Source organism: Paractinoplanes polyasparticus (assembly GCF_019710575.1).
GTDB classification, from domain to species: Bacteria; Actinomycetota; Actinomycetes; order Mycobacteriales; family Micromonosporaceae; genus Actinoplanes; species Actinoplanes polyasparticus.
Genome location: NZ_JAHWFK010000019.1, coordinates 23,965 through 42,954, shown reverse-complemented (window position 1 = coordinate 42,954; position 18,990 = coordinate 23,965). Strand labels below are relative to the sequence as shown.

The window sequence follows — 18,990 nt, the reverse complement described above, 5'->3', positions numbered from 1 at the left end:
TGCGCGCGCGCCGGGCGCCCTCGGGGATCGACCGCGGTGTGCGTCGCGATCATTTGCACGCCTGGCCAGCGTCGGGCCGCCCGAATGGGGCAGCCATGCTGTCGACGCCATCCGCAGCGGCCGTGTTGCGGTGGGCGGCGCGTGAAGCTCTGACTGTTTGCCTTTGCAGGCGATGACACGCTCGGACTCCGCCGGCCAATCACATGGCCGGGAGATGTGTTCCTCAGCGGCCGTGCGCCGACCAAGCGCGTGACCGGCGATGTGTTCCGCGGCCGCCGAGCTACGACACGGTCAGGTGAGGTATTCGGCCGACGCGCCTCACGTCGCGCCCATCACGGAACAACCACCGATCTGTAAGCCAACGACTGCGGGGGTCCTTCAGTCGTCCACACTCCCGAGCTAGGTTGACATAACGCACATTCTCGACCCGGGATATCGTCGATGGATTGTCTCGCGGTTTCCGGCCATCTGGCTGTTTTCTGCTTCCGCTCCTTGCTGACGTGCATGCTCGCTGCAACCAAGCGCGTTTGTTCCGATTCTCGCGCGAGCGCGACTGCCCGACGACGCCGCGATGTGAGGAGGCGGGTCCGCTGTGTACGGCGGCACGCCCCTCACCTCGGCGAGTATCGAACTCGTGCGCGCGGGTCAGACGCGTCAGTCCCCACCGCAGCGACCAGCCTGAAGCCGGACGACACCGGCGCCAGTCCCCCTGCTCGGCTAATCCGCCGATCGGTTCCAGTCAGGGCTGACGAGTCCTGTGGCGTCGGGCCAGGCCATGCGGTATTTGCGGGGGGTTCCGTTGAGGAGGGTGGGGTTGCCCCGTGGGGCGGAGACGGTGCCGGTTTCCACCTGGGCGCCGCCGCAGGCCAGATGGAACTTCTGTGCTCGGATGTTCTGCTCGAGCACCCACAGGTGGAGGGCGGGCGAGCTGCCGTGGGCGAGAACTGCCCGGGCGGCGTAGGCCATGAGTTCGGCCCCGATGCCGGCGCGGTGCTCCGAGTGGTCGACGTGAAGGTTGTCGACGAGGCTGCCCCACCGCGGATCCGCGTCGAGCATCACGTGGACGAAGCCTGTCAGGCGGCCGGCGCGCTCGGCGATGATCGTGGCGGTGCCGTCGGGTGCTGCGAGGCGGGCTGACCATACCGCGGTGCGTTCGCCGAGCAGGTCGCCGTCGAGATACGTGTCGGCGTAGGCGCCTCGGTAGTGCCGTCGCCAGCTGTCGGCGTGCAGGGCGGCGATGCGGGGCTGAAGATCACCGGTTCGGTACGGGCGGCGAACGAGGGTTGGGACACGGTGACAGCTCCTCAGCCGGCGGCTTGCCGGGCAGGATTGCGCCGGCCTGGTCGTCACCCGGAGCACCCCGCCCGCGAGCGGAGGGTTGCCGGCCAGCAAGCCGGGGCTGTGCGCTGGCGCTCATGACCTTCGCCGCTGAATTCAGCACCGAGCATTCCTGTCGGCAGTCCCTGGATGAACCGTGAGGCGCCGTTCGGTTCTGTCCCCCAGGTCGGTGGTCGGCGTTGACCGATGGCACTGCCGGCCGGCGTCATCGCCCCCGGCGACAGCGCGGCCTGATCAACGTCATCAGCCTCTCCCCCAGCGACGGTACGGCCCTGCAGCCGGTCGGCATCGTTTGTCGGCGGTGCGGCGGATTTGAGGTGTCCCACGCCGTGGCGGGTGTTTTCGGAGCCGGCGGGCAACGAGGGTTTCCCGTCGGCGCTGAGCACGAAGCTGGCGATGCCGGTCAGCTGGCCCGCCAGGTGCGGCTCGGGCGGGAGCAGCGGGCTACCCGGTCAGCTTCGGGTGCGGTGTTCGAGCCAGACGGTGTCGGGCCAGCCGGGCTGGTCGCCGGGGTCGCGGCGGAGTTCGGTGAAGCCGTGGGCGGCGTAGAAGCGGGCGGCCCGGTGGTTGCCGCCGGTGTATTCGAGGCGCACGGGTGCTCCGTCCGCGCGGCGCACGAGTTCTTGCAGCAGGGCTGAGCCGGCGCCTGTGCCCTGCGCCTCGGGGACGACGTACAGCTTCCAGATGATGGCGACCGGGGCGTGCAGGCTGATGTTGCCGGTTCCTACCGGGCCGTCGCGGTGTTCGGCGATCAGGACTGTGGTCCGCTGCAGGCTTCGCTCGACGGCCTTTTCGGACCACCACGTGGCCAAGCCGTGGGCGATGTAGTCCTCACCGGCGAACGCGTACGTGGGCGGCCAGGTCTGGTGGCCGATGTCCATGATGGCGGGGATGTCGGCCGCGGTGGCTTCGCGGATCTTCATGCGGGGTCGTGATCCTTCCTCCTGCTGAGGTTGATCGGGCAGCGCCGGGTCAGTGGCTGCCCAGTTCGACGAGCAGGACGCCGATGATGACGAGGGTGATGCCGGCGGCCATTTTTCTGGTGAGGGGGTCGTTGAAGGCGGCCTTGGCGATGATGGCGGTGCCGGCGATGCCGATGGCTGACCAGATGCCGTAGGCGATGCCGATGGGCATGCCTTCCTGCAGGGCCAGGGAGAGCAGGGTGAAGGAGACGGTGTAGCCGGCGAGGATGGGGGCGATCCATTTCTTGACGCGCAGGCCGTCGGAGACGCGCAGGGCCATGGTGGCGCTGATCTCCAGGGTGATGGCGAGGGCGAGGTAGAGGTAGCTCATCGGGCCTCTTCGGGCCGCGAGCCTGTTTCGATGAGCAGGACGCCGCCGATGATGGCGGCGAAGCCGACGGTCATGAGCCAGGTGAGCGGGTCGCCGAAGATGACGGCGGCGGCGAGGGCGGTGAGGGCGACGCCGCTGGCGGCCCAGATGCCGTAGGCGACGCCGATGGGCATGCCTTGGCGCAGCAGCAGGGACATGAGGATGAACGCGGCGATGTAGCCGGCGACGACCAGGGTGTACCAGGCGGGGTGGTCGACGGCGGCGCGCAGGGCGAGGCTGGCGCTGACTTCTGAGATGATCGCGCTGCCGAGGGTTATCCACTTCATCGCATTGCTCCTTCGATGTGGATGAATTTTGACAGGGGGCGATCTTGTGGAGGTCAGGTGGGTCACGGGTTTCCTGGATTCGCCGGCGCGTGAGGTCGAGGGGTTCTGGCTGGCGGTGACGGGTACGACGTTGTCGGCGCGGCGCGGGGATTTCGCGACGTTGCTGCCGGCGGACGGGGATGCGTATCTGCGGGTGCAGGTTCTGAGGTCCTCTCCCCCGCGTACGCATCTGGATCTGCATGTCTTGTCGGTGCCGGCGGCGGCGGGTGAGGCGGTGTCGCTGGGGGCTTCGGTGCTGCTCGACGAGGGTGATCTGGTGGTGTTGCGCTCCCCCGCGGGTGCGGTGTTCTGCCTGGTGCGCTGGGATGGCGAGGTGGCGCGGCCGTCGCCGGTGGCGTGGCCGGGCGGGCCGGTCAGCGCGGTGGATCAGGTGTGTGTCGACGTACCGGGGAAGGCTTTTGATCGTGAGGTGGGGTTCTGGTCGGCGTTGACGGGGTGGGCGCGCAGGCCGTCGGACCTACCGGAGTTCGAGCACCTGGAGCGGGGCGAGGGCCTGCCGTTGAAGCTGTTGATGCAGCGTGTGGGGTCGTCGCGGGCGGGGATGCACCTGGATCTGGCGTGTGACGACGTGGATCGTGAGGTGGCGCGGCACGTTGCTCTGGGGGCGGCCGTGGTGCGGCGGGTCGAGGGTGATTGGACGACGTTGCGTGACCCTTCGGGCCGGGAGTATTGCGTCACTGGACGGTCGCCGTCTGTTTGCTAACGTGGGTTGCGGTACCGCAGGAGCGGATATCCCGGACGAGGACGTGTCGTACCCGGCAGGCGAAGACGACCGCGTGAAGGTGGTGCGTCGTCGTGGCCTGGATCGTTCTGGTGATCTCTGGTGTGCTCGAGTCGGTGTGGGCGGTGGCCCTCGGTCGTTCGCAGGGCTTTTCCCGGCTTGTGCCCAGCGTGATCTTCGTGGTGGCGCTGGTGGCGTCGATGGTCGGGCTCGGTTACAGCCTGCGGAGCATTCCGATCGGCACGGGATACGCGGTGTGGGTGGGCATCGGCGCGGTGGGCACGGCGCTGGCCGGGATGCTGTTTCTGGGCGAGTCGGCCGGCATCCTGCGGATTCTGTCGTTGCTGCTGGTCGTGGCCGGGGTGGTCGGGCTCAAGCTGTTCCACTGATCGGGGCGGCCGTCTCGGCGGGGCGTTCGAGGTGGACCTGGTGGGCCGCAGTCGATCTTGACCAGGCGGAAGTCGTTATTCAGCGCGTCACGGCACATGCCGGCGTAGCCGGGTGGAACTGCTGGGGAGCGTAGCGCTACGACCAGGGTCGTAGGCGTGCCGGCGGGGTGGCCGGCTGTCCCGTCCGTGCGGGGTGTGCGCGCGGGAATGTCGGTGGCACCTGGTAGAAGTGTCATACAAACGTTCGAAGACGTGGAGGGCTGGGGCGATGGCTGGGCTGAGCACCGACGAGTTGCAGACGATCCGTGACGGGCTGGCGGCCGGGCGTAAGCCGCGGGTCCAGTTCACCGATGCCGCCGGGCAGATGGCGGGGCAGCTCGGGCAGGTGGTCGGGCTGGGTGATCCGGCCGAGTCCGACGAGTGGGTGGTGGTGCGGTTCGGGCGTGACGAGTTGCCCTTCTCCCCCGGTGATCTGCTGGTGGCGCCGCGGGGTGCGGTGGCGAAGAAGGCGGCGCCCGTTCCTGCCGCGGCTGAGCCGGTGGCGCCGCCGGGGCCGGCGTTCGTGCTCGATCAGCCGGCGCCGGGGGCGAAGAAGGCGCGGGCCGCGGCGGAAGCGAACGGCGGGTCGCAGACGGCTGTCAAGGCGGCCGGCGGCGAGGACAGGGCGCGCGCGCCCGCGCCGCGGAAGGGTGGGGATGACGTGGCGGCGGCTCCTGGGCCTCGGAAGGCGGCGGGGCGTTCAGCCAAGCCGAAGCCTCCGCCCGCTCTGACGGTCACGCTGGCTTACGGCGAGGGTGAGTGGACGGTGGCGGCTTCGCAGGGTTCCAAGGTGCTGGCGAAGCCGTACGTGGTGCGCCCGGCCGAGGCGTTGCGGATGGTGGCGCTGGTCGACGTGCCCGGGGTGCACGAGGCGGTGGAGCAGATCCTGTCGGCCGAGCGGTCCGAGGCCGAGGAACAGGCGCGGCGGCTGCGGGCCGAGCTGGCTGAGGTCGAGGCTCGGCTGGCCGAGTTGACCGAGAAGCCGTGAGGCCGGGTTGGTCCACGTGGTGGCGCGGGCTCGGCGGGCGCCGAGCGAGGTGACGTCATCGCTGGGTGATGGTGTCGTCGGCGCGGCGGCGTAGACGCAGGCGGTGCCGTGGCGTGGGGGCGGGCACGGCGGGCTGGTCGGTGGCGGGGCGGCGGGGGCGGACCCGGGTCAGGTCGACGGCGCGGGTCCGGTCGACGAAGTGCGGGGTTTCCAGTTCGCCGGGGCGCAGCGGGATCAGGGTGTCGTGGATGCCGTCCATGATGAGGCGGGTGGCCTGCATGGCCTGGGCGCCGGCGGTTCCGGACAGGCCGGTCAGGTCGACGGGGGTGCCGAAGCGGACGTGGACGACCGGTCGGTGGCGGATGGCTCGGAGCACGGAGCGCAGCATGTGCTTCGGGGTTTCGTACGGCAGGACGGCGTGCGCGCCCCACTGCGCGACCGGCAGCACGGGGGCGCCGGAGGCGGCGGCCATGCGGGCGACGCCGGTCTTGCCGCGTTCGGGCCACATCCACGGGTCGAGGCCGATGCGGCCCTCGGGGTAGACCAGCACGAGCGCCCGGTCCTTCAGGGCCTGGACGGCGGCGGGCAGGGCGTCGGCGACGTGGGCGGTGTTGCGGTCGACGCGGATGTGCCCGGCGGCGCGCATGGCAGCGCCGGCGACAGGGGCGGTGAACAGGCCGCCGGTGGCCAGGATGCGCGGGGCGATGCCGGCCTTGTGACAGGCGGCGGTCATCACAGCCGGGTCGAACGGGCTGACGTGGTTGGCCGCGAGGATCAGCGGGCCGGCCCGCAGCTCGGCCGGGATGTCGCCGGAGACGCGCAGCCGGCACAGCGGAAACACGACCACGCGGGACAGCGCGAGCATGAAACGCCACATGAGGGGGACGGGGTTGCTGGTCATCAGGCCGACAATGGTCGCACGGCTCATCCGGGCGGCCGATCTCCGTCCAGGCCTGATTCGGCGACGGTCAGCCAGTGCTCGACCGTCGTTTCGTCGTGGTGGCGGATGGACCAGTCGACCATGCGCAGGCTGATGTGGGCCCAGTAGGCGTCGCGGCGGCGCCGGGAGATGCCGTCGAGGCGCCGGTCGATCGGGGCGAGCAGCTCGTCGTGCCGGCCGGTGAGCCAGAACCGCAGGGTGACCAGGTCGAAGTGGCGGTCGCCGCGGGTCGCGCCGTCCCAGTCGATCAGGCCGGTGACGCGGCCGGCGTCGACCAGCACGTTGCCGGGGTGAAAGTCGAAGTGCACCAGGTCGTCGCCGATCATGGCCGAGCCGTAGGCGGCGCCGACGGCGTGGATGCGATCGAGCAGGGCGGCCGAGCGGGCGCTGTGCTCGGCCAGGGGCTGATGCAGGCAGAACCCGGGGCCGTCGGAGGTCAGATAGAGGTCGCTGGGCTTCGGCGCGGGCACGTCGAGCAGCAGGCCGGCCAGCCGGTCGTTGAGAGCGAGGAGCTGGCGTACGAGGGTCTGGTCCATCCGGTCGGGCGGTGCGCCCGGCAGCCGCTGCTGAACGATGACGCGGGCGCCGTCGACGTGGGCGGCCAGCTCGTGGCGGGCGGTGGGGATGCCGGCCTGGCGGGCGCGGTCGACCAGCGGGCCGCTGCGGGACCGGCCCTCGGTCAGCACGGATCGCCGCCCGTCGGGCCAGCGCACGTAGGCCGCGCCGACCTCGCCGCCCGGCGCCGGGCCCTCCAGGATCAGCCGGACGCCGGTGATGTCGGCTATCCGGTCGATGATCTGCGGGGCATCCAGGCGGGCGGTCCGGGGCCACGCACGGTCGACCGCTTCGGTCACTTCGGCCCCCGCCCGGGTGACGTCAAACGCATAGCGGGCAGAACCCTATCGTCCTAAGCCTCTCGATGGTGTCCGGCATCCGACTTTTTCAGGCCGAGCGCGTCCTCGACCAGCGCGGTCAGGTGGTCCTCGCTCAGGCCGGGCTCGACGTCGATCGCGGTCAGACCCAGCTCGCGGGTGGCCGCGCGCAGCCGGTCGGTGAACAGGCCGTCGCGTTCGAGCAGGCCGGCCAGGGCCCGCTCCGGGTCGCTGGTGCGCGCGGCGATCTGCCAGGTCGAACCGCGGCTGTCGAACGCCGCCCGGCGGAACTGCGGGGTGGGCAGCAGCCACACGGCTCGAGCCGGGTCCGGTACGAGGCCGGGCAGCAGCCGGAACCCCTCGGCGATCACCGGCGGGCCGTCGGGCAGCGCGGCGAGGTCGTCCAGGATCAGGTCGAAGGCCTCGCCGCGGAACCAGTGGAACGTGTCCAGCATGACCCTCGGTGGCCGCAGCCACCGCTCGTCCATGCTCATCGCCAGGAACGCGGCCAGTTGCGGGCTGGTGGCCGGGTCGCTGCGGCGCGCGTGCTCCGTCATGACGGCGTCGGTGTCGTACAGGCGCAGGCCGTGACGTGCGGCCAGCCGCCGGGCGACGGTGCTCTTGCCGGCGCCGCTGCCCCCGCCGATCCAGTAGACGTCCATCGCAGAAGTGTCGTACCCCCGGAGAAGGATCGCCGCATGAGTGACATCCCCGCACGGCTGACAGTCGTGACCCTCGGCGCCCGCGACGTGGGCGCGCAGCGCTCCTTCTACCGTTCCCTGGGCTGGCCCGAGGCTCCCGGCGGCGACGACACCTGGGCCGGTTTCCTGCTCGGCGGTGTGCTGCTGGCGCTGTATCCGCTCGGCGAGCTGGCCGCCGAGGCCGGGGCGGGCGGGCCGCCCGGCTCGTGGTCGGGCGTGACGCTGGCCTGCAACGTCGACACGCGCGACGAGGTCGACTCCGCCTTCGCCGCCGCGCTGGCCGCCGGCGCCACCGCAATCGCCGAGCCGGTCGACCGGGAATGGGGTGGCCGGTCGGGCTACATCGCCGACCCCGAGGGCAACCGGTGGGAGATCGCGTGGGCGGGTTCGGCCCGGTTCGACTCCCGGGGTGCCCTCGTGTCGTTCGGGTGAGGCCGGCAGCCCGCGCGGCGGCGTCGCGCTGGACCGAACCCGTCTGCGGTTCGGAGTCTGAGCCGGCCGCGGGCGCCGTCGCGCCGGCTCAGACTCCTCTGCTGTTGGGAGATGGCTGAACCACGGCGCGTCGTCAAGCCAGGTCGACGGTGACCACGTCGGGAAAGGTCAGGGCGGCCCAGAACGCGCCGGGCGGGTCGGTGATCAGGCTGCGGGCGGCCAGCCACGTGGTCAGGGCCATGCCGTGGGTGCCGACCACGAGTGGGCCGGCGCCGGCCAGGGCAGCGTGCCGGGCGATCGCCGCCGTGAAGCGGGCGGCAACGTGCGGCTGAGGTTCCCAGCCGGGATGGGTGGCGCCTCCGACGTACGCCCGGGCACGTTCGCGGTGATCGTCGCGCCATTCGTGAGGGCGGCGCACCTCGTCGAAGCCCGCGTCCTGAAGCACCGGGCCACCCCCGATCGCCGCCGCCCGCAGGGTTTCGGCGGCCTTCGGCTCGGTGCTGGCCACCAGACGGCCGCCCAGTGGCAGCGAAAGTGCCCGGGCCGCGGCCACACCGGGCCCGCCGAGGCGCCAGTGCTGCGGCGGTCGACCTCGGGCATGGCGTGCCGCACCAGGATCACCTGCATCGCCGCGACGCTACCGCGTATGGCCCAGCCAGCTTCTGCGACAGCGGAAGACTCAGGTGCCGCCGACGCAAGGGCACGGATGCCGGGCCCGTCAGGCTCGCGGGCGAGCACGGGTCGGCGTGCTGGAGATCCGGGTGCGATGGGCCGCCCGGCCAGTGGTTCATGATCGGCAGGAGGCCGGGGACCAGGGCCGTCACCTCATGGGCGGCTGCCGCCGGCACCAGCAGCACCTCGGTCAGCCGGGCCGCGGCTTCGGCCGCGCGAACCGGATCGAAATCCTCGGGGGCCGCGGCCGGGTCGCCGCCTTCCCGGTGCCCACTCGCGCATCGAGCGCACGATCAGCGCTGTCCCGTCTCGGCCCGCGCGACCGCGGACAACCGGCTCAGCACACTCGTCACCGCAGGGTCGTCACAGGCTCGGGTCCCAGGCGATGATCTGGTCGAAGACGCGGGTGTCGCCCTGCAGCTTCAGCGCGTCCAGCGGGATGCGGCCGTAGAACAGCAGCACCAGCTCACCGGCCGTGCCCGAGGCAGCCGCCGTGGCGGGGGCGCCGTCGGCGGGCGCACGCCCGGTCCGGGCGCCGGCGGCCGAGAGCTCCACGCGCCAGGAGCGGCCCTCGGTGGCGTGGTAGTCGAGCGTGGCCGGTTCGTGCGGCCACGCGGCTGTCGTCGCGCAGCAGGTGGACAGGAAATCGTCGACGCCGTCGAGGGCCACGTCGACCGGCAGCGGCTGCGCCTCCCCCACCGTGAGCTGCGCGTCGTAGGTGTGCACCGCGACCTCTTGCAGCTGGTGCCGGGCGACGGCGGCGCTGTTCTGCGGGGACTGGGAGTCACCCCACCACGTCCAGCAGCCACGATCGGGCCCGGCCTCCCGCAGCGCGTCGATCAGCAGCTGGGTCGACGAAGCCAGCCAGGCCGTCAGCGCTTCACGATCGTGGGGCGCGGCCGGGCCGCCCGGCGGGGCCTTCGACGTCGCACCCGGGCCCGCGGCGACGGTGGCGGCCCAGGCCTGCCGCCCCTCCCCCAGGTGACGCGCCAGCTCGAACAACGTCCATTCGGGGCACGACGGCACTGTCACGTCGAGGGTGGGCGCCGCGGCCAGAGCCGTCCGGAAGGCCGCCGACCGCTCGTCGATCAGCGTCACCAGGTCGGGGAACTCGAGTGTTCTTTGCACCGGGGCTGTCTACCATCGGGCCTCGGTTGCCGGACAGCGATTTTCTGGGAGAGTTCCGCGATGACGACAGGCCCCTACACCGGACTGGCCGCCACTTTCGACACGGCCGCCGAGCTGTACGAGCAGGTCCGCCCCGGGTATCCCGGCGAGCTGTTCGACGACCTCGCGCAGCTGAGCGGTCACCCGGGCCCCGGCGCCCGGGTGCTGGAGATCGGGACCGGCACCGGGCAGGCCACCCGCAGCCTGCTCGACCGGGGGTGGAACGTGGTGACTCTGGAACCGGGACGGGAACTGGCCGCGGTGGCGCGCCGGGTCCTGGCCGGGCGCGGCGCCGTCGAGGTCGTCGGGTCGCCGTTCGAACAGTGGGTCGCCGACGGCCGGGAACCGTTCGACCTCGTCCTGGCGGCGACGTCGTGGCACTGGCTGGATCCTCACGTCGCCTACCGGCGGGCCGCGGAGTTGCTGCGTCCCGGCGGCCACCTGGCGATTGTCGCCACCACACACGTGTGCCCGGCCGGCGGCGACGACTTCTTCAACCAGGTCCAGCCCGTGTACGAACGGCTCGGCCTGGGCGACGGCAGCGACGGCCCGGAACCGCCCGAGGCGTTCGCCGACCCCGACGTCGAGGCGATCATCGGCAGCGGGCTCTTCGACCCGCCGGTCGTGCGCCGCTACGTCTGGTCCCAGGACTACACGGCAGACCAGTATCTGGCCCTGCTGTCGACCTACTCCGGGCACATCGCCGCGTCGCCCGGACAGCGGGAGGCGTTGTTCGCCGAGATCCGCCGCATGATCGCGGCCCGCCCGTCGGGGACCGTCCGCAAGTACTACCTGAACATGCTGCAGACAGCGCGGCGTGCCGACTGAAGTGGACGCCTATCTGCGGCGGCTCGGCTGAGCCACCTGGCGGGTGCGCCGCCCAGCGCCGACGGGCTGCGTGCCCAGCCGGCAAGCGGGCGGTGGCTGGTCGACGTCGGTCTCGGTGACGCGCTGTACGAACCGCTGCCGCTGACCGAGGGTGAACATCGACAGGGGCCGTTCACCTACGGTCTGCGGGCATCCGGAGCGGAGCGTGGCGGCTGGCGGTTCGACCACGACCGGCGGGGCGGGTTCGCCGGCATGGAATTCCGGGCCCCGGCCGTACCGATGGAAGCCTTCGCCGCCAGGCACGAACACTTGTGGACCTGGCCGGATTCGGGCTTCGTGCGGACGGCGACGGCGCAGCGCCGGGACGTGGGCGGCGCCGGCGTGCTGCGTGGTCTGACGCTGACACGGGTCGCGGAGACGATCACCCGGACGGCCGCGGACGAGCCGGCGGACTACTTCGCAGCTCTGGGTGATCTGTTCGGGCTCACTCTCGGCGAGGTGACCGGGCCGAGCGGGCCGCGTTGTGGCGGCGCCTGGTGACTGCTCACGAACGGTGGTCGAGCGGGGCGTGACGGGCTCGTTGGCGGCCGAGCCGTCGCGTCGGTCTCAGTGCTGCCGCGGTGGTGCGCCGCGCTGGCGCAGATAGGCCAGGACGGCTTCGCGGGTGGTGCGGACGCCGAACATGGCCCGGGCCTCGGCGATTCGGCGGTTGGCGGTGCGCAAGGACAGGAACTCGGCGGCGGCCGCGGCGGCAATCGTGTCACCCGCGGCCAGACGGTCGAGCAGGGCCCGCTGCTCGGGGACCAGGTCGGCCACCGAGTTCTGATCGCCGGCCGGCTCGGCGACACCCTGGTTGACCGGGCCCAGGCGGCCCAGGTCGTCGATCAGAGCCCGGCCCAGCTGCGACTCGGCGTCGCACACGGCGACGATGCCGGCGCCGCGGGCGGCGGCCAGCACCGCCAGTTGCAGGGTGTCGGGATCACCCACCCGGCCGTGCAGGACCAGGCGACTGCCCGTGACGTCCCACGCGGGGTCGGGCAGGGCGAACCCGTCGCGCGGCACCCAGCCGTCCCGGGTGAGCCGGCGTATCACGGTGTCGGCGTCGCCGTGATTGGCGACGACGTGGCGAGGAGCGTCGGGCTGTCTGGTCACCGGCCATCCTTGTGCGAGTCATTCGTATCATTCGTATCGATTTCTGATGGGTGGGTGGCGAAGGCCAGGGCGGCTGCTTCGGTACGGGTCCGTGCGCCGAGCTTGCGCATGCCGGCACGGATGTGGGTGTCGACCGTCTCGGCCGAGATGCCGAGCTGGCCCGCTATCCGGCGAGTGGGCTCGCCGGCGGCGACCAGCCGCAGCACGTCGTTCTCGCGGCGGGTCAGCTGGTCGCCCGACCGCGGGCTGCGGGTGTCGCGGTGCACGTGGTGGCGGCGCAGACCGCGGCGGGCCCGGCCGGCCAGCACGGTCAGCCCGGCCGCGTCGGCGAGCTGCTCGGCGGAGAGCAGCGCGGCGACAGCCCGGGCGGGGTCGGTGTCGGTCACCCCGGCGGCGAGCAGGCACCGGATCCGCTCCCGCAGGGCGACAGGCCGCCAGCTCTCCGCGGCGGCGGTGAAGCCGGTGCCGGTGGCCCAGGCGGTCAGCGTACGCCGGGCGGCAGCCGGAAGCCCGCCCGGAAGCGGCTGGGCGGAAAGTTCCCCCAGATCGTGGGCCGCCCACTGCGCGGTGATCGCGTGCAGCCCGGCCAGCAGCCCGGCCGCCCCCGGCGCGGCGTTCTGCGCGGCCCGTTCCGGTTGCCCGTCGAGCCACGCCGTCTCCTGAGCGACCCACGCAGTCGCCGGATGCGCCGTCCCCGCCGCGTCCAGATGCGCCCGCGCCGCCGCCAGCAACCCGGTGTCGGCCTCGATCAGCGCCGCCGCCGCGGTCGCATACCCGCGCGCCTCGTCCGGCAGCGCCCGGTCGGTCAAGTTCGAAGCCCGCTTCAGTACGCCGTCAGCCCCGTCCCACATCCGTGCCGCCACCGCAGACCCGGCCGCAACGCCGCCCCCGGCCCGCACGCCGGCCGCGCCGGAACCGTAGGCCACCGCGCCCGGCTCGGAGGGAGCGTTCGAGCCAGTGCTCGAGTGCAGCGATGCCGCCGGCCCGGAAGGTGGCGGCGTACCCGTCGAGCCGGCACCCGGGTAGGACGGGGACGCGGGTACGGACCGACCTGTTGCCGCAGACGGCCCGAAAGGAGCAGGCTCGCCTGTCGAGGTGGCTCCTGAGTGGGGCGACGATGCGGCGTGAGCACCCGAAGGAGCCGAGCCGCCCGCCGAGCCGGTGCTCAGGTAGGGCGACGATGCGGCGTGAGCACCGCCCGGCCCGGGCGACGGCGCCGCGGCCGGATCCGACGCTGGGCCCGGCGATGCGGCGGGCGCGACCGAGTGGGCGACCAGGTCGCCGGGCAGCGAGCCGTGCAGGGCCAGGGCCCAGTCGGCGGCCGCGGTGAAGCGGGTCTGCCAGCCGTAGGCGAGGTCGGCGGCGCTGTCGCGGGCGGCGGCCAGGGCCGCGTCGGCCGCGTCGGTGAGCCTGCCGTCGGCGCCCAGTTGCTCCACGAGCAGCCACGCCGACCAGCGGGCGATCAGCGGGTCGCCGCTGCGGGCGGCCGCGGCCAGGGCGACGTCCCACCCGGGCGTGCGGAAATGGGCCTGCACGGCGGCCAGCGCGGCCGCCACGCCCGGCGACGGATGCGGATGGCGGGCGTTGACCTTGCCGGCCAGGTCCTGGGCGGCCGACGGGTCGGCGGCCAGTTCGGCCAGCAGCAGCACCCGGTCGCGGGCGGCCAGCACCGGGCCGGTGGCGGCGTCGGGCACCGACCGGACCGCGGCGCGGGCCCCGGCCGGGTCGCCCGCCTGCAACAGGGCTTCGCCGCGCAGCACGTCGGCCTCGGGGCCGAGCGGTTCGCCGGTCTGCAGCACCCGGGCCGCGGCGGCCGGGCGTCCGGCGGTCAGGGCCGCGTCGGCCGCCGCCAGCCGCACCCGCGCGTCGATCGGCACGTCCAGTTCGCAGGCGAACAGCAGCAACGCTGCCCGGTCACCACCCGAGGCCAGGTCGGCGGCCACCAGGGCTCGCCGGTGTGCCCCCATGAGGTCGCCGGCGGCCGCCAGGTGGCGGGCCGCCTCGGCGGGCGGGGTGAGCTCGGCCAGCCGCGTGTGCAGCTCGACCCGGGCGGCCGCGTCGAGCAGCCCGGCCGCGGTCTCGGCCACATAGGACGACACCGGCAGCAACAGCTCGCCGCCGCCGGTAAGCACAGCGTCGGCCGACGGAGACCGCAGGCCCGGCGGCGACGAAGCATCACCGGCAGCGGCGGCCGCCGCTGCCGAGGCGCCGCCAGGAGGCACGGCGTTGGCGGACGGAGACCGCAGGCCCGGCGGCGACGAAGCATCACCGGGAGCGGCGCCCAGGGACGGCGGGGTGGCGCCGAGCAGGACGGAGGCGGGGGCGATCAGGCCGGCCGCGAGCAGGTCGGTGGCGCCGGGGCCGAGCAGGGCGGCGGGGGCGGGGCGGCCGAGCAGGCCGAGCGCGGCCAGCGCCGTGCGGGCCGGGCGCGGCAGGTCGGCCAGGGCGGTGGCGATCGCGTACGCCACCTGGTCGATGTCGGGGCCGGACGCGGCGCGGCCCGCGGCGGCCTGGCGGGCCAGCGCCGTCACGGCGAGGGGGTTGCCGCCGGCCCGGTCGGTCACCGCGGCCACGGTCGCCTCGTCGAGGTGGCCGGCGCTGCGGCGGGCCAGGTCGAGCGCGGCCGCACGGTCGAGCGGCGGCACCTCGATCCACGCGGTCGCCGCCGTTCGGAGCGCTTCGACGGCCGCGGCGGGCAGGCGGTGCGGTGTGCGCACGGCGGTGAGCACCCGGCAGCGGGCGGCCAGCAGCGGCAGCGCGGCCAGGGTGGCCGGGTCGGCGTAGTGCAGGTCGTCGAGAACCAGCAGCCCGCCCCGCACCCGGGAGCGGACCGCCTCGGCCAGCAGGTGCACGTCGTCGGCGGGCAGCCGGGCGCGCACGGCTCGCGACAGGGCGAGCGCGGGCACGGTCTGCAGCATCGCGAGCCCGCCGCCGGCGTGCACGGGCCCGGGCACCGAGGCGGCGATCTCGCGCAGCGCCGTGCTCCGGCCGCAGCCGGGCGGGCCGGTCAGCACGACGAGACCGGGGCGTTGCAGCATGGCGGCGGCCTGACGCAGCGCTTCCGCCACCTGACCCCCTCCCCCCGAATAGATCCGGCGTGGCACGAACACGGGATCCCCTGCTCATGCGCTGTCCGTAGGCTGTTCCTGCGGCGGGTGACCTTTGCGGCCCGCCCCGACACGCAGGGAGGGCCGGCCGTGACACCCGCCGTGGTCTGCACATTCTCTCCGACAGTGTGCCCGGCTGACGAGTCGTGGTGAGTGGCCCGCTGAGCGCCAGCGTAGCGACGCTCTGTGACGAAATGGTGCCCCGTGTCGGCAAAGAGGCCGGTGGCCAGCTCATACAGATCCGCGATCGACTCGGCGAGCCGCTACGCGTTGCTATCGCAGGTCGTCTGAAAGCCGGAAAGTCGACACTCGTCAACGCGTTGATCGGGCGCCGGGTGGCCCCGACGGCGGTCGGCGAGTGCACGCGGGTGGTCACCCGGTTCCGTTACGGGCCGGCCGACCGGGTCGATGTGGTGTGCCGCGACGGGGTGCGCCGCAGCCTGCCGCTGGACGACGACGGCATGATCCCGCAGCGGCTCGGGGTGCCCGCGTCCCGGGTGGCGTACGTGGATGTCACCCTCACCAGTGAGAAGCTGCGCGACCTGACGGTCGTCGACACCCCGGGCCTGGCGTCGACCGACACGGTCGTCAGCGCCCGCGCCGAGGAGGCCGTCGGCGTGTCCACCGCCCCGTTCGACGCCGACATCGACGCCGACTCGGCCGGTGAGGTCGCCGCGGCCGAGGCTGTCGTCTACGTGTTCACCCAGGCCGTGCGGGCCGACGACCTGCGTGCCCTGGAGGCGTTCCGCGACGCCTCGTCCCGGCTGGCGTCGAGCCCGATCAACGCGCTGGGCGTGTTCGGCAAGGCCGACACCCTGGTCGGCGGGGCCGGCGACCCGTGGCCGGTGGCTGCGCCGCTGGCCGAGCAGCAGGCCACCCTGCTGGCCCGCACGGTCTCCGACGTCGTGCCGGTGGTGGGGCTGCTGGCCGAGACCGGCGAGTCGGGCCGGTTGACCGGGGCCGACCGCGACGCGTTGCAGCGGCTGTCCGAGCTGCCCGCAGCCGAGCTGCGCATCCTTACGGCGTCGGCCGACCTGTTCCGCACCCGGCCGGGCCCGGTCGGCGCCGAGCAGCGGGAACGGCTGCTGACCCTGCTCGACCTGTACGGCATCGGTTTCGCCCTGTCCCAGCTGGCGGCCGATCGGAACCTGTCCACCGGGGAACTGGTGCGCCGCCTGGTCGCCGCGTCCGGGTTCCCGCGGCTGCGGCACACCCTGCAGGAGACGTTCCGCTGGCGCTCGGACGCGATCAAGGCCGGGTGGGCGCTGGCGCGGCTCGAGCGGCTGGCCGGGCACACCCGCGACGAGGGCGACCGCGAGCGGCTGCGCGACGCCGTCGAACGGCTGCTGCGCGATCCCGCCTATCACCGGCTGCGGCTGCTCGACGCGGCGCAGCGGGTGGCGACCGGGTCGGTGCCGATGCCGGTGGAGTGGGAACAGGAACTGACCCGGCTGGCCACCTCGGAGGACCCGCGCTGGATCCTGCGGCTGCCCGAGGCGACCACCGACGAGCTGGCCGCCGCCGCGGTGGCCGCGGCCAACCGGTGGCGCGTGTACGCGGTGGCCGGGGCCGGACCGGCCCAGTCCCGGGTCGCGCAGATCGCCCAGCGCGGCTTCCACATCCTGTCCCAGCAGCTGCGCAGCCCGCAGGTGCAGCGATGACCGACCTGACCGCGGCGCTCGACACGGCCGTCAAGGACACCCTGGCGTACGTGCGGACCCACGACCCCGACGCGGGCGCCGAGCTGGCCGAGCTGCGCCGCCGCCGGCTGACCCGGCCCCAGGTGGTGATCGTCGGGGAGACCAAGCGCGGCAAGAGCTCACTGATCAACGCGCTGCTCGGCGTGCCCGGCCTGTCCCCGGTCGACGCGGCCGTCGCCACCGCCACCTATCTGCAGTTCGTGCCCGGGCAGCCGGGCGCGCGGGCGTGGCTGCCCGGTTCGGCCGAGCCGATCGTCATCGACGGGCTCGCCGGATGGGCCACCGGGGAGCAGCGGGCCCGCCGCATCGAGGTCACCCACCCGGCGCCGCTGCTGCGCTACGTCAGCCTGCTCGACACCCCGGGCGTGGGCGGGCTCGACCCGGCCCACACCGCGGTCGCGCTGGCCGCCGTGGAACGGGCCACCGCGCTGATGTTCGTGGCTGACGCGTCGGCGCCGCTGTCCCGGCCCGAGCTCGACTTCCTGGTCGCCGCCAGCGAACGGGTCGACGCCGTCGTCTTCGCTCTCACCAAGGTCGACGCCTATCCGGGGTGGCGGCGCATCCTCGACGACAACAAGGCGCTGCTGCAGGCCCACGCGCCCCGGTTCGCCGAGGCGGCCTGGTTCGCTGTCTCCTCGACGCTGGCCGAGCTGGCCGTCGACGCCGGGCCGGACGACCAGGCCGCCCTCATCGAGGCGTCGCGGATAGCCGAGTTGCAGCACGCGCTGGTCGAACTGGCCGGCCGCGGGCACCAGCTGCAACTGGCCAACGTGCTGCGCGCCGCCCGGGGAGACCTGCTCCGGCTCGAATCGGGGGCCCTCGACCGCGTACGGGCCGTGGAAGCCGACCCCGCCCGCACCGCTCAGCTGCGCGCCGAGCGGGCCGCCCTGGCCGCCCGCAAACGCACCGAGTCCCGGCAGTGGACGCTGCTGCTGAGCACCGAGACCCAGCGCGCCCGGGTCGAGACCGTCGGCCACCTGCGCACCCGCATCGCCGCCGTCCAGCAGGACTTCTCCGAACGCATCGACACCGGGCGCGGGGAAGCCCTGGCCCAGCTGCCCGACCAGCTGGACGCCGAGCTGCAGGCCGTCGCCGTGCAGCTGTCCGAACGTCTGGAGGAGACGTTCGGACTTCTCGGCGAGAAGGTGCTGGCGTCGGTGTTCGACGACAAGGAACGGGCCGAGATGCTGGGCCGGCTCAACGCGACCCTGCGCCACGCCATGGCCGCCGCCCCGCCGCGCGACGGCTCCGCCGACAACCTGCTCATCGCCCTGTCGGCCGGCGGCATCGCGTTCATGGCGGGCCGGGGCGCCATGCTCGGCGCGTCCGTGCTCGCGGTCGGCGGCGGTCTGCTCATCCCGGTCGCCGGGATCGGACTGGGGCTGGCCGCCGGCGGGTACGTGCTGTACCGCCGCCGGGTGCAGACCGACCGGCAGCAGGCCCGGATCTGGCTGCGCGACGTGCTCGGCGAGGCCCGCGCCGCCCTCGCCGACGAGATCGCCAACCGGTTCACCGACCTGCAGTACGCCCTGAGCGTGGCCGTCGACGACGCCGTCGAGAAACGCCTCAGGGACCTGGACGCCCACATCGCCGAGATCGACGCGGCCGCCGCCGAGGACGCGGCCGGCCGCACCCGCCGCCGCGCCGCCGCACAACAAGAGCTCGACGGGGTGCGCGCGAGACTGCGCGCCGCCGACGCGGCACTGTCCCAGGCCCGGTCGCTGACGCCCGTGCCGCACGAGGAGGACCGATGACCGACCATCATCACGACTTCGGCGACCCCGACGACTTCCCGTCTTTCGAGGAGCCGCACGCCGACCACTACGAACCGCCCCCGTTCGACGATCATCACGAGCTGTACGACGCGGACGACGATCACGGCGCGGCCGCTCCGCCCGTCGAGCACCACGACGAGGTGTCGTACTCCGAACCGCTCGTCGAGGACCACGCGGCGCTGACCGACGCGGCCGCGGTCACCGAGGACCCGGTCGACGTGTTCCCGCCGGCAGTCGACGTCGGTGAGCTGCCGGAACCGGTCGACGGGTTCCCGTGGATCGACACCGGCAGCCTCGGTGTCGTGCCCGCCGCCGCCCTGGCCGAGACCCCCGATCCCGTACGCCCGGAGGAGCTCGCCGAGTACGCCGGCGTCGACCTTCCCCCGGCGCAGGACCCGTGGGCCGCACTCGCCGAGTCCGACGACCCGGCCACGAGCTCCCTCGCGAAGTGGTGGAGCGAAAACTGAGTACGCGGCCTCTCCCCTTCGCC

At 73.4% G+C, this 18,990-nt stretch carries 20 protein-coding genes and 1 riboswitch; of the genes, 9 read left to right on the top strand and 11 right to left on the bottom strand.

Translation table 11 applies throughout. From position 1 onward, the window contains the following. Nucleotides 1-717: 717 nt before the first annotated feature. From KXC43_RS19285 to KXC43_RS19270, 4 genes are all read right to left on the bottom strand, one after another. Nucleotides 718-1,350, bottom strand: a complete 633-nt coding sequence (locus tag KXC43_RS19285; RefSeq protein WP_308129146.1) for a GNAT family N-acetyltransferase — start codon at nt 1,348-1,350, stop codon at nt 718-720. Beyond that, a riboswitch (SAM riboswitch) is annotated at nt 1,307-1,421 on the bottom strand. It overlaps the preceding gene by 44 nt. 369 nt (nt 1,422-1,790) lie before the next feature. Beyond that, a complete protein-coding gene (locus KXC43_RS19280; RefSeq protein ID WP_221377480.1) occupies nt 1,791-2,261 on the bottom strand; it encodes a GNAT family N-acetyltransferase in 471 nt (156 codons plus the stop codon). 49 nt (nt 2,262-2,310) lie between these two features. Beyond that, the gene (locus KXC43_RS19275; RefSeq protein ID WP_221377479.1) at nt 2,311-2,631 is read right to left on the bottom strand and encodes a DMT family transporter; all 321 of its coding nucleotides are present in this window, start codon (nt 2,629-2,631) and stop codon (nt 2,311-2,313) included. Beyond that, nucleotides 2,628-2,957 (bottom strand): DMT family transporter, encoded by a 330-nt coding sequence (locus KXC43_RS19270; protein WP_221377478.1) that lies wholly within the window; start codon nt 2,955-2,957, stop codon nt 2,628-2,630. Before KXC43_RS19270 ends, KXC43_RS19275 begins: the two co-directional genes overlap by 4 nt. Nucleotides 2,958-3,003: 46 nt before the next feature. Here KXC43_RS19270 and KXC43_RS19265 point away from each other — a divergent pair, with 46 nt between their 5' ends. The 3 genes from KXC43_RS19265 to KXC43_RS19255 all read left to right on the top strand — a co-directional run bounded on the left by KXC43_RS19265 (nt 3,004) and on the right by KXC43_RS19255 (nt 5,154). Beyond that, complete coding sequence (locus tag KXC43_RS19265) at nt 3,004-3,720, top strand: VOC family protein (RefSeq protein ID WP_221377477.1); 717 nt, start codon at nt 3,004-3,006, stop codon at nt 3,718-3,720. A gap of 92 nt (nt 3,721-3,812) precedes the next feature. Continuing rightward, nucleotides 3,813-4,127 carry a quaternary ammonium compound efflux SMR transporter SugE gene (gene sugE / locus KXC43_RS19260; RefSeq protein ID WP_221377476.1) on the top strand — a complete coding sequence of 105 codons (315 nt, stop codon included), beginning with the start codon at nt 3,813-3,815 and terminating at the stop codon, nt 4,125-4,127. Nucleotides 4,128-4,395: 268 nt separating this feature from the next. Beyond that, on the top strand, nt 4,396-5,154 hold the full coding sequence (locus KXC43_RS19255) for a hypothetical protein (protein WP_221377475.1): 759 nt from the start codon (nt 4,396-4,398) through the stop codon (nt 5,152-5,154). Between the two features lie 55 nt (nt 5,155-5,209). Here the strand turns inward: KXC43_RS19255 and KXC43_RS19250 are convergent, their stop codons facing one another. The 3 genes from KXC43_RS19250 to KXC43_RS19240 are packed head-to-tail and all read right to left on the bottom strand — an operon-like array spanning nt 5,210 to nt 7,628. Next, the gene (locus KXC43_RS19250) at nt 5,210-6,055 is read right to left on the bottom strand and encodes a lysophospholipid acyltransferase family protein (RefSeq protein ID WP_255644386.1); all 846 of its coding nucleotides are present in this window, start codon (nt 6,053-6,055) and stop codon (nt 5,210-5,212) included. A 23-nt stretch (nt 6,056-6,078) separates the two neighbouring features. Next, nucleotides 6,079-6,948, bottom strand: a complete 870-nt coding sequence (locus tag KXC43_RS19245) for a phosphotransferase enzyme family protein (RefSeq protein WP_221377474.1) — start codon at nt 6,946-6,948, stop codon at nt 6,079-6,081. Between the two features lie 53 nt (nt 6,949-7,001). Next, nucleotides 7,002-7,628 (bottom strand): shikimate kinase, encoded by a 627-nt coding sequence (locus KXC43_RS19240; protein ID WP_221377473.1) that lies wholly within the window; start codon nt 7,626-7,628, stop codon nt 7,002-7,004. Nucleotides 7,629-7,664: 36 nt separating this feature from the next. On the opposite strand from KXC43_RS19240, the gene KXC43_RS19235 reads away from it, so the two are divergent. Further along, nucleotides 7,665-8,099, top strand: a complete 435-nt coding sequence (locus KXC43_RS19235) for a VOC family protein (protein WP_221377472.1) — start codon at nt 7,665-7,667, stop codon at nt 8,097-8,099. 133 nt (nt 8,100-8,232) lie between these two features. Here KXC43_RS19235 and KXC43_RS19230 read toward each other — a convergent pair whose 3' ends face one another. After that, a complete protein-coding gene (locus KXC43_RS19230; RefSeq protein WP_221377471.1) occupies nt 8,233-8,607 on the bottom strand; it encodes a histidine phosphatase family protein in 375 nt (124 codons plus the stop codon). Nucleotides 8,608-9,134: 527 nt separating this feature from the next. Continuing rightward, entirely contained in the window at nt 9,135-9,899 is a 765-nt protein-coding gene (locus KXC43_RS19225; protein WP_221377470.1) for a maleylpyruvate isomerase N-terminal domain-containing protein, read from the bottom strand. A 60-nt stretch (nt 9,900-9,959) separates the two neighbouring features. Here KXC43_RS19225 and KXC43_RS19220 point away from each other — a divergent pair, with 60 nt between their 5' ends. After that, a complete protein-coding gene (locus tag KXC43_RS19220; protein WP_221377469.1) occupies nt 9,960-10,766 on the top strand; it encodes a class I SAM-dependent methyltransferase in 807 nt (268 codons plus the stop codon). Nucleotides 10,767-10,793: 27 nt separating this feature from the next. Then, nucleotides 10,794-11,306 (top strand): arylamine N-acetyltransferase, encoded by a 513-nt coding sequence (locus KXC43_RS19215; protein WP_221377666.1) that lies wholly within the window; start codon nt 10,794-10,796, stop codon nt 11,304-11,306. 66 nt (nt 11,307-11,372) lie between these two features. Here KXC43_RS19215 and KXC43_RS19210 read toward each other — a convergent pair whose 3' ends face one another. Continuing rightward, nucleotides 11,373-11,918 carry a LuxR family transcriptional regulator gene (locus KXC43_RS19210; protein WP_221377468.1) on the bottom strand — a complete coding sequence of 182 codons (546 nt, stop codon included), beginning with the start codon at nt 11,916-11,918 and terminating at the stop codon, nt 11,373-11,375. Beyond that, nucleotides 11,915-14,986: a LuxR C-terminal-related transcriptional regulator gene (locus KXC43_RS52375; protein ID WP_308129145.1), complete on the bottom strand. Its 3,072-nt coding sequence runs from the start codon at nt 14,984-14,986 to the stop codon at nt 11,915-11,917. The genes KXC43_RS19210 and KXC43_RS52375 overlap by 4 nt, the downstream gene beginning before the upstream one ends. Before the next feature lie 233 nt (nt 14,987-15,219). Here KXC43_RS52375 and KXC43_RS19200 point away from each other — a divergent pair, with 233 nt between their 5' ends. From KXC43_RS19200 to KXC43_RS19190, 3 genes are read left to right on the top strand one after another with little or no spacing between them, the layout of a single operon-like run. After that, nucleotides 15,220-16,686: a dynamin family protein gene (locus tag KXC43_RS19200; RefSeq protein WP_255644383.1), complete on the top strand. Its 1,467-nt coding sequence runs from the start codon at nt 15,220-15,222 to the stop codon at nt 16,684-16,686. After that, nucleotides 16,683-18,479, top strand: coding sequence for a dynamin family protein (locus KXC43_RS19195; protein ID WP_221377466.1), 1,797 nt, complete (start codon nt 16,683-16,685; stop codon nt 18,477-18,479). The genes KXC43_RS19200 and KXC43_RS19195 overlap by 4 nt, the downstream gene beginning before the upstream one ends. Then, on the top strand, nt 18,476-18,967 hold the full coding sequence (locus KXC43_RS19190; RefSeq protein ID WP_221377465.1) for a hypothetical protein: 492 nt from the start codon (nt 18,476-18,478) through the stop codon (nt 18,965-18,967). The genes KXC43_RS19195 and KXC43_RS19190 overlap by 4 nt, the downstream gene beginning before the upstream one ends. Nucleotides 18,968-18,990 lie beyond the last annotated feature (23 nt).

Coding starts and splice junctions, on each gene's coding strand:
- KXC43_RS19280 (WP_221377480.1), bottom strand. CDS start 2,261: ATGAAGATCCGCGAAGCCACCGCGGCCGACATCCCCGCCATCATGGAC.
- KXC43_RS19275 (WP_221377479.1), bottom strand. CDS start 2,631: ATGAGCTACCTCTACCTCGCCCTCGCCATCACCCTGGAGATCAGCGCC.
- KXC43_RS19270 (WP_221377478.1), bottom strand. CDS start 2,957: ATGAAGTGGATAACCCTCGGCAGCGCGATCATCTCAGAAGTCAGCGCC.
- KXC43_RS19255 (WP_221377475.1), top strand. CDS start 4,396: ATGGCTGGGCTGAGCACCGACGAGTTGCAGACGATCCGTGACGGGCTG.
- KXC43_RS19250 (WP_255644386.1), bottom strand. CDS start 6,055: ATGACCAGCAACCCCGTCCCCCTCATGTGGCGTTTCATGCTCGCGCTG.
- KXC43_RS19240 (WP_221377473.1), bottom strand. CDS start 7,628: ATGGACGTCTACTGGATCGGCGGGGGCAGCGGCGCCGGCAAGAGCACC.
- KXC43_RS19235 (WP_221377472.1), top strand. CDS start 7,665: ATGAGTGACATCCCCGCACGGCTGACAGTCGTGACCCTCGGCGCCCGC.
- KXC43_RS19220 (WP_221377469.1), top strand. CDS start 9,960: ATGACGACAGGCCCCTACACCGGACTGGCCGCCACTTTCGACACGGCC.
- KXC43_RS19200 (WP_255644383.1), top strand. CDS start 15,220: ATGGTGCCCCGTGTCGGCAAAGAGGCCGGTGGCCAGCTCATACAGATC.
- KXC43_RS19195 (WP_221377466.1), top strand. CDS start 16,683: ATGACCGACCTGACCGCGGCGCTCGACACGGCCGTCAAGGACACCCTG.
- KXC43_RS19190 (WP_221377465.1), top strand. CDS start 18,476: ATGACCGACCATCATCACGACTTCGGCGACCCCGACGACTTCCCGTCT.